This window comes from Alistipes ihumii AP11 (genome assembly GCF_025144665.1).
Classification (GTDB): domain Bacteria; phylum Bacteroidota; class Bacteroidia; order Bacteroidales; family Rikenellaceae; genus Alistipes_A; species Alistipes_A ihumii.
In genome coordinates this window covers 270,351-284,779 of record NZ_CP102294.1, presented here as the reverse complement: position 1 = coordinate 284,779, position 14,429 = coordinate 270,351, and the positions used below count along the sequence as shown (strand labels likewise).

The 14,429-nt window shown below is 56.0% G+C and carries 13 protein-coding genes; 11 read left to right on the top strand and 2 right to left on the bottom strand.

What is annotated here, in order from left to right:
- Window positions 1-4 precede the first annotated feature (4 nt).
- The 11 genes from NQ491_RS01185 to NQ491_RS01135 all read left to right on the top strand — a co-directional run bounded on the left by NQ491_RS01185 (window position 5) and on the right by NQ491_RS01135 (window position 11,761).
- Window positions 5-883, top strand: coding sequence for a ParB/RepB/Spo0J family partition protein (locus NQ491_RS01185; protein WP_019245185.1), 879 nt, complete (start codon window positions 5-7; stop codon window positions 881-883).
- A 46-nt stretch (window positions 884-929) separates the two neighbouring features.
- Window positions 930-1,964 (top strand): DUF5683 domain-containing protein, encoded by a 1,035-nt coding sequence (locus tag NQ491_RS01180; RefSeq protein WP_034282626.1) that lies wholly within the window; start codon window positions 930-932, stop codon window positions 1,962-1,964.
- Window positions 1,965-1,970: 6 nt separating this feature from the next.
- Complete coding sequence (locus NQ491_RS01175) at window positions 1,971-3,257, top strand: transglycosylase SLT domain-containing protein (RefSeq protein WP_019245187.1); 1,287 nt, start codon at window positions 1,971-1,973, stop codon at window positions 3,255-3,257.
- On the top strand, window positions 3,254-4,651 hold the full coding sequence (gene mnmE / locus NQ491_RS01170; RefSeq protein ID WP_019245188.1) for a tRNA uridine-5-carboxymethylaminomethyl(34) synthesis GTPase MnmE: 1,398 nt from the start codon (window positions 3,254-3,256) through the stop codon (window positions 4,649-4,651). The genes NQ491_RS01175 and mnmE overlap by 4 nt, the downstream gene beginning before the upstream one ends.
- An 865-nt stretch (window positions 4,652-5,516) precedes the next feature.
- Complete coding sequence (locus NQ491_RS01165) at window positions 5,517-6,854, top strand: sigma-54-dependent transcriptional regulator (protein WP_026089537.1); 1,338 nt, start codon at window positions 5,517-5,519, stop codon at window positions 6,852-6,854.
- 187 nt (window positions 6,855-7,041) lie between these two features.
- On the top strand, window positions 7,042-7,374 hold the full coding sequence (locus tag NQ491_RS01160) for a nitrous oxide-stimulated promoter family protein (protein ID WP_034282628.1): 333 nt from the start codon (window positions 7,042-7,044) through the stop codon (window positions 7,372-7,374).
- Between the two features lie 282 nt (window positions 7,375-7,656).
- Window positions 7,657-7,872 carry a hypothetical protein gene (locus NQ491_RS01155; RefSeq protein WP_019245191.1) on the top strand — a complete coding sequence of 72 codons (216 nt, stop codon included), beginning with the start codon at window positions 7,657-7,659 and terminating at the stop codon, window positions 7,870-7,872.
- Between the two features lie 36 nt (window positions 7,873-7,908).
- Window positions 7,909-8,484, top strand: a complete 576-nt coding sequence (locus tag NQ491_RS01150; RefSeq protein ID WP_019245192.1) for a hypothetical protein — start codon at window positions 7,909-7,911, stop codon at window positions 8,482-8,484.
- 179 nt (window positions 8,485-8,663) lie between these two features.
- A complete protein-coding gene (locus NQ491_RS01145; RefSeq protein WP_081587393.1) occupies window positions 8,664-10,421 on the top strand; it encodes a glycoside hydrolase family 13 protein in 1,758 nt (585 codons plus the stop codon).
- 151 nt (window positions 10,422-10,572) lie between these two features.
- Window positions 10,573-11,073: a GNAT family N-acetyltransferase gene (locus NQ491_RS01140; RefSeq protein ID WP_051012975.1), complete on the top strand. Its 501-nt coding sequence runs from the start codon at window positions 10,573-10,575 to the stop codon at window positions 11,071-11,073.
- Between the two features lie 124 nt (window positions 11,074-11,197).
- On the top strand, window positions 11,198-11,761 hold the full coding sequence (locus NQ491_RS01135) for a lipocalin family protein (protein WP_019245195.1): 564 nt from the start codon (window positions 11,198-11,200) through the stop codon (window positions 11,759-11,761).
- Window positions 11,762-11,945: 184 nt separating this feature from the next.
- On the opposite strand, the gene NQ491_RS01130 is transcribed toward NQ491_RS01135, so the two are convergent.
- A complete protein-coding gene (locus NQ491_RS01130; RefSeq protein WP_026089540.1) occupies window positions 11,946-12,686 on the bottom strand; it encodes an MIP/aquaporin family protein in 741 nt (246 codons plus the stop codon).
- A gap of 232 nt (window positions 12,687-12,918) precedes the next feature.
- A complete protein-coding gene (glpK, locus tag NQ491_RS01125; RefSeq protein WP_019245197.1) occupies window positions 12,919-14,421 on the bottom strand; it encodes a glycerol kinase GlpK in 1,503 nt (500 codons plus the stop codon).
- Between the last annotated feature and the right edge of the window lie 8 nt (window positions 14,422-14,429).

Here is a 14,429-nt window from a genome sequence, read left to right as displayed (position 1 = left end):
CACCATGAACGCGAAAACCAAAGGCTTGGGCCGTGGTCTGGGCGCAATTTTTGAAATAGAAGGCTCGGCATTGCCCGAGAAAACGAAGCGCAGCGCTTTCGAGGAGATCGAGATCGACCGGATCGCCCCGAATCCCAAACAACCGCGCACCCATTTCGGCGAACAGGCTTTGGACGAGCTGGCCGAGTCGATCCGCACGCTCGGCGTCATTCAGCCGATCACCGTGCGTAAGGAAGCGGACGGACGATATACGATCATCAGCGGAGAGCGCCGCTGGCGCGCCTCGAAGCTGGCCGGACTGACTTCGATGCCGGCCTATATCCGCGAGGCGGACGAGGAATCCATGCTCGCGATGGCCATCGTCGAGAACATTCAGCGACAGGACCTCAATGCGATCGAAGTCGCGCTGAGCCTTCAGCGGTTGGTCGACGAGTGCCACCTGACGCAAGACTCGCTCGGCGAACGAGTAGGCAAAAAACGCTCGACCGTAGCCAATTACCTCCGGTTGCTTAAACTTCCGGTCGAAGTGCAGCTGGCCGTCCGCGAAGAATTGATCTCGATGGGTCATGCCCGGGCGCTGATCAACCTGGAGTCCGAGCAGCAACAGATCGCCCTGCTCAAGAAAACGATCAAGAAAGGTCTGTCGGTCCGTCAGGTCGAAGAAGCGGTCAAGGAACTCAACTCGGCAAAGCCCCGCAAGGCCGAAGCCGACGAAGAATTCCCCGAAAGCTACTCGCGGCTGGTGGAGCACCTCGAAAGGCTTTTTACGCAGGAAATCAGCATCAAGAAAAACAATAAAGGAGGCGGAAAGATCGTTATCGGATTCGGTTCGGACGACGACATAGAGACGTTTATCGGAAAACTGAATGGTATCGAGAAATAGGAACATATTTCTACGGGGAGCGGCTTTTGCCCGAACAGCGGCCTTTTTGCTCGCATCGGTGCTAGTGTGGACTCACGCCCGAGCCCAAGCCCCGGAGGAACGCTACAAAATCGTCAACGGAGTTCGTACCCGGATCGTCGTATCCGACAGCGCATCGACCGCAAAAGCCGACACGGTAGCCATAACCCAGCAGAGCCTGTCGCCCGTCGAGCTCGACACGACGACGACCGCCCGACAGCGCCGTCAACTGGCTCGCATGGCACGCGACACGTCGAGCGTTCGGTACAGCAAGCTTTTCCGGGACACGATGCCGATTTCGCGCGTATGCTGGATATCGGCGGTCGCCCCCGGCTTCGGCCAACTGTATAACAAACAGGCATGGAAGATACCGATTCTGTACGGGACCGTCGCCACGACAGCCTACTTCGGCTTCCGAGAAAACAGCAAGTTCCGCGACTACAAGCGCCAGTACGACGCGCTGAGACGGGACAATGCGCCTCAAGAAGACGTCGATCCGATACAGAGCGAAATGATCCGCCACAACACGGGGCGCACACTGCTGTGGATAGGCTCGATCGCCTCCTATATCTACTTCATCGGCGATGCCGCGCTGAACTATCAGGGGTCTGTCAACAGCGTGAAAAAAGCTACGACGCTCTCTACTATATGCCCGGGAGCCGGCCAGCTCTACAACCGCAGCTACTGGAAACTGCCGATCGTGCTCGGGGGACTGGCGACGATGGGGTTCGTCATCGACTTCAACAACCGGGGCTATCAGCGGTTCAAGCTCGCCTATGACATACAGGCCGCCGGAGGAACGAACGAATTCAACGGCCGGTACACGCTCGACTATCTGGCCAAAATGCGGAAAAACTACCGCCGTAACCGGGACTTGTGCATCATCATCACGGCCGGACTGTATCTGCTCAATATCGTCGATGCCCATGTGGATGCACAAATGAAAGACTACGACATCAGCGACGATCTCTCCATGACGCTCGAACCTACGCTCATCAACCTGTATACGATGCAGACGAGCAATGTCAACGGACTGGGACTGGCATTCAAACTAACTTTCTGATTCCGAATGAAACCGAAACCGCTGACCCTCCTTTTCGGCATGTTCTGCGGTCTGTGGACGGTTGCCGTCGCAGATGCGCCCGACGCACGGGAGAAACTGCACATCCGGACGACACCGGCAGGTTACGACTCGATCGTCGCCAGCTGGAAAGCCAACGCCGTATCCGAGACGTTCGACAATTATGCCCGCGATTTCATCGGGCTCGACACGTCGCGCTTTCTGCCGGCTCTCTCGACCGTCACGGAAACGGTCTGCCGTCAGCGGCTCAAGACGATCGTCTCGCCGATCCATCTTCCGTACAACGAAATCGTCCGCAAACAGATCGCCGCCTACACGACGACCCACAAGGCGCTTACGCGGCGCATGCTGACCTACTGCCGGTATTATTTCCCGATCTTCGAACGGGAATTGGAGAAAAACGGACTGCCGCTGGAACTCAAATTCCTGCCCGTAATCGAATCGGCGTTGCAACCGACCGCTACATCGCCGGCCGGCGCCGTAGGTTTGTGGCAGTTCACGCTCGTGACAGGCCGCTATTACGGGCTCGAAATCTCTTCGATGGTAGACGCCCGACGCGATCCGGTCGCTTCGACGCAGGCCGCCTGCCGCTATCTGAAAGACCTGTACGACATGTTCGACGACTGGACGCTCGCCCTCGCGTCGTACAACTACGGTCCCGGCAACGTAATCAAGGCACTGAAGCGAGCCGGCGGAAAGGCCTCGACCTACTGGGACATTTACCCTTACTTGCCTCAAGCGACACGGGATTACATCCCGGCGCTGGTCGCCATGACCTATCTGTACCATTATTACCCGGACTACGGTATCACGCCGAACGATCCGCCGATTCCTCTGGCGACCGACACGGTCATGATCGACCGCCATCTGCATCTGGATCAAGTGGCCAAGGCGCTCGGCATCCCCGAAGAAATGATTCGGCTGCTGAACCCCCAGTACAAACAGGGAATCATTCCGGCCACGACCAAGCCCTACCCGCTCGTGCTGCCGCAACGCGAAATCTCCCGGTTCATCGATTGCCAGAGCGCGCTGTTCGCCCGCAACGACGACAGCGACGAGGAGCGTCTGAACGGACAGAAGCAGGCGGAATACGGACAGACCGGCGAGGACTACAAACCGAAAGAACCGGTCGGCACGAAATATAAGGTTAAGAAGGGCGACACGCTCGGGGCCATTGCCAAGCGATACGGTACGACCGTCAAAGGAATCATGCGCCGGAATAACCTGCCGGATACGCGACTGCGAATCGGCCAAATACTATACATCGGCAAATGACCAGCGAGCGAAACGACACGATTGCCGCCGTCGCGACGGGTACAGGCGGCGCCGTCGCGCTGATCCGGATCAGCGGAGAACGGGCCGTGCCGATCGGTGACGTGCTGTTCAGAAACATACAAGGGAAGCCCCTGTCTACGCAGAAAGGATATACGATCCATTACGGGACGATTCGCGACGGCGAAACCGTTATAGACGAAGTGCTGGTCTCTCTTTTCCGCGCTCCGCACTCCTATACGGGCGAGGACATGATCGAAATATCGTGCCACGCCTCCGACTACATTCTTCGCCGCGTGATGGAACTGGCGATCCGGCACGGCGCCCGGACAGCGCGGCCGGGCGAGTTCACGCTACGGGCGTTTCTGGCCGGCAAAATGGACCTGTCGCAGGCCGAAGCCGTCGCAGACGTCATCGCGTCCGACAACCGCGCCGCACACGATTTGGCGTTCAGACAAATGCGAGGAGGCTACTCGGACGAGTTCGGCCAACTCAGGGAAAAACTCGTACACCTCGTATCTCTACTCGAGCTGGAACTGGACTTCGGCGAAGAAGACGTGGAGTTTGCCGATCGGGAACAATTGCTCGAAATATTGACGGCCGTCGAACGGAAAATAACCCGATTGATATCCTCTTTCGCACTGGGCAACTCTGTCAAAAACGGTATTCCCGTAGCCATTGCCGGCGCTCCGAACGTCGGCAAGTCCACCCTGCTGAACGCCTTGCTGAAAGAAGACAGAGCCTTGGTATCCGACATCGCAGGCACGACGCGCGACGTCATCGAAGAGACGCTGAACATAGACGGGCTGCCGTTCCGCTTCATCGATACGGCAGGTATCCGCGAAACCGACGACCCGCTCGAAAGCATGGGTATCGAGCGAACGTACGATCGGATAGGCAAGGCTGCCGTCGTACTGCTGGTAGCCGATGCCCGCGACGACGCGGAAGAAATAAGCGCCCTCTACGCCGGGATTCCGCTCCGGGCCGAACAACGGCTCATCATCGTCCTGAACAAATGCGACCGGCTGGATGCGCAAGAACTCGCATCCAAGCAGGCAACTCTCCGAGAACGGATATCCGTTCCCGTCGAATGGCTGTCGGCCAAGTTCGAAACTCATTTGGACGGACTGCTCCGTTCGCTGCGCGAGAGCGTACGCACGGACGATCTGGACAACGCGGGAGCAACCGTAGTTTTCAACGCCCGCCATCACGAAGCCCTGCTTCATGCCTCCGAATCGCTCGCCCGAGCCCGACAGGGCATAGAGGAAGGCTTGCCGGGCGACCTGCTCTCTCAAGATATCCGCGAGGTACTCCACCATCTCGGCACCATTACAGGAGAAATTACGACGAACGATATTCTCGGTTCGATATTTTCCCGGTTTTGCGTGGGCAAATAACCATATGTAATTAATTGATTATAAATATGTTAAACAATACACAATGGGAAGTAAAAGAAGAAATAATCCAATTTCGATAATATTGATAATCACCACATTAAACACACAGGGATAATAAAGCATTGTATCAATTTTTCCTGATTTTGTCCCCCGTTTGTTCCCTGAACGGATACAAGGGACAAAATTCTGTCCCTCGTGCAATTTAACGGTGGTAAATAGGCAAATTTTATCAGTACCATGTAAAACTTATCCAAGTTACAGATAATATCCCAATAGAACTGAAATTGTTTTCCAGCCATAATTACTTCTAACAATCAAACAGTTAACATATTTGAATATAACAGCAGAAATCATCATCTATGAAATTTCATACAATACATTTGATAAATATTGCAAACCATTATTGCGAAGTATTCGAATCATAGCATATTGGACAGCCTCTTAAGTCTCACATGGTTTTTTAGAGGATGATTTGAAAGATTCAATGAAAATATTTGAAATATTGCAGCATTATTCTATACATTTGCGCCACTTTTGAAAATTTACAATACTGCAAAATAGAATAGACATATTATCCCGAACGACAATTCGAAGCAACAAATGTTTCGAAGTTCGGTCGTATGTTCTTCATGTTTGGAGCATTGAAACGCCTGTAAATATCATAAATACTTTCCGACGAACACATATAGGAAATAAGATGCGATAGATGCTCGTATCCTGATCTTAGAATAAATAACAGAATAGTCGGAGAGTCCCTACCAGCAAATAACGTCATAATTTTCCGCCCTGCCCGTTCCGGTCGATAAATTATCAAAATAAAGATAAACAGCTATCTTTGCAAGTAAAGAATGGTATTATGGCAGTTATGTCGAAAATTCTAATCATAGACGACGAACCGCAACTACGGGGGTTGTTGGCGCGTATCATTTCTCTGGAGGGATACGATGTCTTGCAAGCGGAAAATTGCGCATCGGGACTGAAGATACTACAACGCGAAACTCCCGACGTGGTATTGTGCGATGTGAAATTACCCGACGGTAACGGAGTCGATCTGGTGGCGAAAATCAAAGCGGCGGTACCGGAATCCGAAGTGATTCTTCTGACGGCTTACGGCAACATACCCGACGGAGTACGGGCTATCAAGAACGGCGCGTTCGATTATATCACCAAGGGAGACGACAATAACAAAATCCTTCCGTTGCTGAGCCGTGCGACGGAGAAAGCGCAGATGCAGCGGCGCCTGGCGCGTTTTGAAGCAAAAATGTCCGACGAACATTCGTTCGACCGTATCATCGGTTCCTCCGGAGCGCTCCGTCAGGCCGTGGATCTGGCACGCAAAGTCGCCGCGACGGACACGTCGGTGCTGCTCACGGGCGAAACCGGAACAGGCAAAGAGGTCTTCGCGCAAGCGATCCACCACGCCGGTTCCCGTGCCAAAGAGACATTCGTCGCCGTCAACTGCTCGGCCTTTACGAAAGACCTGCTCGAAAGCGAACTTTTCGGATACCGTGCCGGCAGCTTCACGGGTGCGACAAAAGACAAAAAAGGGCTATTCGAAGAAGCCGACCACGGCACACTGTTTCTCGACGAAATCGGAGAAATGCCTGTCGAACTGCAAGCCAAGCTGTTGCGCGTACTCGAAAGCGGCGAATTCATCAAGATCGGCGAAACCCTACCGACCAAGGTCGATCTGCGTATCATCGCCGCCACGAACCGTAACCTCGAAAAAGAGATCGCCGCCGGCAATTTCCGCGAGGACCTTTATTTCCGGCTGTCCGTGTTCCATATTCACCTGCCCTCTTTGCGCGAACGTCCGGGCGATATAGGCGGCTACATCGACTTTTTCGCCGCACAATTCGCCTCGAAAATGGGCAAGCGCATCAAGACGATCGACAAGGCCTATATCGAGGCCCTCGAACGCCACGCATGGCATGGCAACGTCCGCGAATTGCGCAATGTAGTGGAACGCAGCCTGATTATGGCTGATGGGGATACGCTGACCTCCGACTGCCTTTCGCCGGAATTCCGCATGACTTCCGAAGGCGGCGCCTCGGCCGATTCCCTGACCCTCGAAGAGATCGAGCGCCGCCATATCCTTCGCGTGCTGGAGCACACGCATGGCAACAAAGCCGAAGCCGCGCGACTTTTGGACATCGGTATCGCAACGCTCTACCGCAAACTGGAAAGCTACGGAGTAAAGTGACCTACCTGCAGAAAAGACTGCTCGCTCAAAACGATCAAGCTGTCTTCTCTTAAAACGCGTAAGATAAGGATATAATCTGGAAAGCCCTTTCCTCCCGTCAGAGAGAATATTTAATATTGCTCTTATCTTTGCAATAGCGAGAAAAATAGAAACCGGCGATTCTCGTCTTATCGAAAAAACGACCCATATGCCTGTCAACCGGAAAAAACCGTCGCGCTCACGAATAGACCGGGAAAAACGAACCGTAGAATACATGGTCGGCCTGTACTGCAGGAAAAAGGAGGGACATCCGATACCGTGCGCCGAATGCGCCGCCCTGATCCGGTATGCGCACGACAGGCTGGACCGATGCGTTTTCGGCGAAGCGAAAACGAGTTGCCGCCGCTGTCCCGTTCATTGTTACCGGCCGGCCATGCGGGAAAAGATGAGACGCGTCATGCGTTTCTCGGGGCCACGCATGCTGCTTTACTCTCCCCGGAGGGCGATCGCTCACTGGCTCGGGGAAATCTTCGGACGATGATTGTCTGTCATGGGCCGGCCGACAAACCGTGATCCGGCCCCCGCCCTTTATCTCCCGCATCCGGGCACGAACGCCGAAAATAGCTGCTCACACCGAATCCGGCAGTTCTCGTATTCCGGTTCCGGCAACAAATTTCCACCGCGTCGCTACGGCATGTGTATCCGTTCAATAGAGCCGGAAGCGCTTCCGAAACGAATCGCCGAGAAAACTGTGGTACGAACGTTGTTCCCAGAAACGACGTAAGCCGGCCAAACCGGAACAAATCGAAAAAACGCATTGGGAATGAACAGAAAAAATACGACCGCTCGGACCGACAGTCAGCCGGACTGCTCGGGACCGGAGCATGTCAGCACCAGAACGCAACTGACGCCTTGCGACACGCCTCCGGTTCCGAGGAGAACCGAGCAAAACTCGGACGAGGTCGTCCCCGAACGGACCGTCGAACAGGATGTCACCGCGATCAATCCGGACATCAACAGCATGGACAGCCGAGGATAACCCCTCTCGATCGTTTAACGTAAAAAGCATAGAATCATGAAAAAAGAAGGCCCGTACGAGTATCGCAGCGACAGCTACGAAGACCGGCTGAGCGACCGGATAGACGAATTCGACCGGACGGTCAGAGACACGAAGAAAGAGATAAGGCAGGAAGCCCGCGACGCCAAGCAGGAAGTAAGACAACAAAAACGGGATCAAATCCGAGACCTCAAGGAGCGCGTAGGCGAAGTCAAGGACCATGCCGAGGAGTACTCGAACCGGTATGAAAACCGCGTCGACGATATCGACAAACGCGCCCGCGAGCTGAAAAAAGAAATCCGTCAGGAAGCCAAGCAGGCTAAAAAGGAGATCAAAGAGCGCAAAAATCGTTTCAAGGAAGGCGTAGAAAGCATTCGGGACGACTTGACCGACGAATCGCAGTACCATGACTATCGCACGTCGGGAACGGCTCCTATGAGCTCCGAGGGCAACTATCGGGCAAGAGACGCTTACGGCACCGTAAACAATTACGAGGAACGGATACTGGACCATGCCGACCGAACCGCCGAGCGAATGCAGCAAGACGTAAACGACGTGGCCGAGCGCATACGCAAGAAAGTAGACCGTCTGTAACTCATAAGGTAAGTAGTAGAGGCCGGGGGATTAGCCCGGCCTCTGCTACGTTTCAAAAACGAATAAACGAACGCGCACTTTTCCAAACGTCCCGTCCCGTTTCCGCCATCGGGCCAAAGCGTCGGACCGTAACAGGAAAACGGTATAATTTTCGCAGGACAATCCCGAAAAACGACTTTATGAATTCGCACGAACGAGCCGGAGAACTCCAAGCCGAGCCAAGCGCAGACTCCCATAACGCATGGTGGAAAGAAGCCGTGGTCTATCAGATCTATCCGCGCAGTTTCATGGACAGCGACGGCGACGGCATCGGCGATCTGCAGGGAATCGTTTCCCGCCTGGACTACGTCAAGAATCTGGGCGTCGACGTGATCTGGCTGAATCCGATCTACGATTCGCCGAACGACGACAACGGGTACGACATACGCAACTACCGCCGGATCATGGCCGATTTCGGCACGATGGACGATTTCGACAACCTGCTCGCCGAAGTCCATTTCCGGGGAATGAAACTCGTACTCGATCTGGTCGTCAATCATACGAGCGACGAACATCCGTGGTTCGTCGAAGCCCGCAAATCGCGCCTGAATCCCTTCTACGACTTCTACCACTGGTGGCCGATCGAGAACGGAGAGCCTCCGCGACGCAAAAGCTTTTTCGACGAGGAAGGGAACGCATGGAGGTACAATTTCGCGACGATGTCCTACTACCTGCACTATTTCTCCCGCAAACAGCCCGACCTGAAATGGGAGAATCCCCGGGTTCGGCATGAAATCTACGAACTGATGAGATTCTGGTTCGACAAAGGGATCGACGGCTTCCGGATGGACTCGATCCCCTACATATCGAAAGACATCTCGTACCCGGAAGTCGACTCGCGCAAATATCCCGACATGTTCGACTACTATTCCCAAGGGCCGCATCTGCACGATTACCTACGGGAAATGAACGAGCAGGTCACGAGCCGGTATGCCGTAATGACCGTCGGCGAAGGCTCGGGCGTCAAGCCGCCGGACCTGCACCGTTTCGTCGAGCCGTCGCGGCGAGAGCTGAACATGCTTTACACGTTCGAGATTCCCGACTTGCGCAAGACGACCAAGCCCGACGCACCGGATACCGGGATCGACTATAGCCTGCTGGCGGTCAAGAAGATGTTCGCCGAACTGGACCGAGCGGCCGGCGACGGCTGGCCGGCCGTCTATTTGGGCAACCACGATCAGCCCCGCATGGTCAGCCGCTTCGGAAGCGATGCGCCGGAGCATCGCGAAAACGCGGCCAAGATGCTCGCCACCTTCCTGCTCACGATGCGCGGGACGCCTTTCTGGCTGGCCGGAGACGAAATCGGCATGAGCAACATCCGCTTCGAGAACATCGACGACTACAACGACATCGATACGCGAAACCGTTACTTGCAGATCCGAAAGGAAGGAGGCGACCCGAAAGCCTTTCTCGAGGAGCAGAAGCAAACGGCCCGCGACAATGCCCGAACGCCTTTCCAATGGGACGGCAGCGAACGGGCGGGATTCACCACAGGAGTGCCTTGGCTGAAAATCAACCCGAACCGAAAACGGGTCAACGCGGAGGACGAGCAGAACGACCCCGATTCGGTGCTGAACTATTTCAAAAAGGCGATGCGGCTCCGCAGGTCGAACCGCGAACTGATAATCGGAAGCTTCCGACTGACCGACGCCGACAACAAGCAAGTATTCGCCTACGTGCGCGAAAGCAACCACGAACGGTTCCTCATTCTGCTCAACTTCACGCCGAAAGAAGCCTGCGCCACGGTCGATACCGACACGACGGATGCGGAAGTCCTGCTGAGCAACTACAGCGATCGCACCCGCATCGAGCCGTCCGGCCCGATCGCGCTCCGGCCTTTCGAGGCGATCGTCTGCCGCCTGCCGCCCGATGCGGCTCCCCAAACGGCAACTCTGTAGCGGGCGTACATAGAAAGAAGGGTCGCATCTTGCAATCCGGCGGATCGAATGGTCGTCATAACGCATGCGACAGACGGCAAATATTTCATATATTTGTAACCAGTCGCGGATCGGGAAGAAATGCCCGCCCGACAGTAATATCTCGCATCTTATGCAGAAAGACGATCCATTCCGTACCGCGACGATTCAATGGTTCTCAGAATCGGACATCGACGAGCTGACCGACGTTTGGGAAGCGTCGGTACGCAAGACCCACGATTTTCTGAACGAGCACGAAATCCTTTTATACCGGCAGGCCGTACACGACCGCTATCTTGTCACGCTCTCCCCTTTCGGCATCCGCATAGGGAAAACGATCGCGGCGTTCTGCGCCGTGCAGGACGAAACGATCGAAATGCTTTTCGTCGCACCGGAACATCAGGGACGCGGGTTGGGCTCCCGCCTGCTCGATCGGGCAATCCAAGAACTGAGAGCTACGCGAGTAGACGTGAACGAGCAAAATCGCCCGGCCAAGACATTCTACCTGAAAAGAGGATTCCGGATAACGGGACGCGACGAATTCGATCCGCACGGAATCAGGCATCCGATCCTCCATCTGTCGCTACACGAAAACCTGCCTCCGAGCGGTTCGGAACAAAATGAAACCTGTTAGCCCGTCCCCGGCCGACAAAGCGATTCCGTCTCCACGTAAAGGGAATATATTTTTATACCGGTTTCGGCACGACTTGACAAAAAACAATTATCTTTACAACGTTTTCTTATTAAAAGTCAAGATTATGAAAAAAATCTTATCCCTCGCGCTCGCCGCAGTGTTGACCTCGACCGCGTGTAAGGACAATACGCCGAACCGATTCGACGGGGTGATCGTAGACGCCTCGATGAATACCGTTACGGTGAAGGCCCTCACGGGAGACGACACGCACACGTTCTCGCTCGAAGAAGCGGACAAGACGGATGCGAACGGCCTGCTCATCGGCAACCTGATTTCGGTCACTTATCAGGGGAAAATGTCGGAAGTCACCCCGGCGACCCAGGTCGCCACGGACGCGACCTATGCGAAAGCCATAGGCAAATGGACCATGCCCGATCCGATCGATTCGACGAAGCGGATGGGAGTCGAACTGCAAATCGAAGGCAAGGCCGGCTCCATCAACATGGCGACGCTCCCTATCGAATCGTGGGAGTTGCAGGGCGAGGCAGACAAGGTGATCCTCAAAGGCCGAAGCATCGGCAACGGACAGACCAGCGATTATACCCAAACAGCCACGATCGTCGAGAAAGACGGCAAGACATTCCTGAGCCTCGACGGAACGGAGACCGTGTTGGAAAAAGAAAATTAAGCGGCTGCGAACCCTTAGTCTTCCTCAAGCCCCGTTTTCAGACGGGGCTTTTCCGTGAGCGCTCACCCAAACGGCGGTCCTCTTTGCACCAAAGCTTCTGAACCGGCCCCGGTAATATCGTGCGCATCTCGTTCTTCTGAACGCCCGCTGTCAAACCGAAAACGCCGCGCAACCGGGCAATCGGCTACAGAAGCATATTATAAAGCCACGCTGCCAACGCCGCGCCGCACAGAGGTGCCGCGACCGGAATCCACGCATAGCTCCAGTCGCTTCCGCCCTTGCCTCGGATCGGCAACAGGGCATGGACAACGCGCGGCGCTAAGTCTCTGGCAGGATTGATCGCATAGCCCGTCGGACCGCCCAACGAAAGGCCGATCACCCAGACCGTGAACGCGACCGGCAGGGCGCCGACCGAGCCCAGTCCAACGGGCAACGTGGAGATATTGTCCGACAGCGTGATCTCTCCGACCGTAATGTAAAAGATGATGAACAGCAACGAGAACGTCCCGATCATCTCGGTGAGAAAATTCCAGCCGGTGCGCCGAATTTCCGGAGCCGTACAGAAAACGGCCAGCTTGGTCCGAGGGTCCGGCGTCGCTTCGAAATGAGGCCTGTAGGCCAGCCAAACCAGAACCGCCCCGAGCGCGGCCCCGATCATCTGGGCCGACACGTACGGGAGCACCCGCTCCCAAGGAAACTGTCCCGTCAGCGCAAAAGCGAACGTAACGGCCGGGTTCAGGTGAGCGCCGCTGTAGGGAGCCGCCACGACGACCCCGACGAACACGGCCAACGCCCATGCCGTCGTAACGACCATCCAGCCTCCGGCATGTCCCTTGGTTTTGTCGAGTACCACGTTGGCGACTACGCCGTCGCCCATCAGGATCATAAGCATCGTCCCGAGTAATTCCGCTGTAAAAGGTGTCATAACTCCATTGTATTCGTTTCGTAGGGTTTCTTCCGTTTCGCCCTTTCGCTTTCCTGTCAGGCCCGCAATCCGGGCATAGTACGAGCGACGGGCCGCAGCGTCCGGCGCGCCGAGTCTTCTCATATCAAGGCAGGACCGGCTGTCATCTCCCGCCTATGAGCAGGGTTCAGGGAGCGATTAGGCCCCGTCGCCCGCCGGCCTGAGGGGCCGCAATGAAAAGCGGTACGCCCCGTCAGTCGTCCTTGGCCCAGCCTCCGGCGCGGCCGACGGCTTCATGCCAGCGCTCGATCCTGCGCTCGGCCTCGGACTGCGGCATTTCGGGCTCGAAGCGTCGCTCGACCTCGGCGTAGCGGCCGATCTCCTCCGTATCCTTCCAGAAGCCGACGGCCAGTCCGGCCAGATAGGCCGCTCCCATCGCCGTCGTTTCCAGAATCTTCGGCCGGACGACCCCGCCGCGCGTCAGGTCGGACTGGAACTGCATCAGGAAATTGTTCGCCACGGCACCTCCGTCCACTTTCATTTCCGTCGAGCGCCGCGTCGCGTCGTGCTCCATGGCCCGGATCACGTCGTACACCTCGAAAGCGATGCCCTCGAGCGCCGCACGGACTATATGGGCCCTCGTCGTTCCTCGGGTCAGACCGACCAGAAGTCCCCGCGCGTACTGATCCCAATAGGGCGCGCCCAGGCCCGTCAGGGCCGGAACGAAATAGACTCCGTCGCTGTCGGCGACCGACAGCGCCAACTCTTCGGTCTCGTGCGCCGAGCGGACGATTTCCAAGCCGTCGCGCAGCCATTGAATCGCGGCTCCGCCGACGAAGACGCTCCCCTCGAGCGCATAAGTTATTTGCTCCCCTATCTTCCATGCGATCGTAGTCAGCATCCCGTTTTGGGAAAAAACCGGCCGGTCGCCGGTATTCATCATCACGAAGCAACCCGTTCCGTAGGTCGTCTTGGACATGCCCTGCTCGACGCAAAGCTGTCCGAAAAGAGCGGCCTGCTGGTCGCCGGCAATGCCCGAAATGGGTATCTTCGTCGAAAAGAGCGTCGTGGCCGTATCGCAGTAAACTTCGCTGCTGGCCTTTACTTCGGGCAGAATCGCTCGGGGAATATCGAACAATTCGAGCAGATCGTCGTCCCACTGCTGCGTGTGGATATTGAAGAGCATCGTACGCGACGCATTCGACACGTCGGTCACATGCGCCCCACCCCGCGTAAACCGCCAGACCAGCCAGCTGTCGATCGTTCCGAAGCAGAGCTTGCCCTTCTCCGCGCGCTCGCGCACGCCCTCGATGTTATCGAGAATCCACTTGATCTTGGTCGCCGAGAAATAGGCGTCCAGAATCAGGCCGGTCTTCTGATGAATCGCCTGCTCGTAGCCCTTGCCTTTGAGCTCCTCGCAGTAGGCGGCGGTCCTGCGGTCCTGCCACACGATCGCGTTATAGACCGGCAGCGATGTCTCCCGATCCCAGATCACGGTCGTTTCCCGCTGGTTGGTGATCCCTATGCAGGCGATGTCCAGCCCGGTCAGATTCGCTTTGGCGACCGCCTCGGCGGCAACCGACGACTGGGTGTACCATATTTCCGAGGCATCGTGCTCGACCCATCCGGGACGGGGAAAGATCTGCTCGAAACCGCGCTGAGACGAGGCCACGACCTGCCCCTGCCGATTGACGATAATGGCCCGGGACGAAGTAGTTCCCTGATCCAGGGCGAGTATGTATTTTTCACTGTCCATTTCGATAT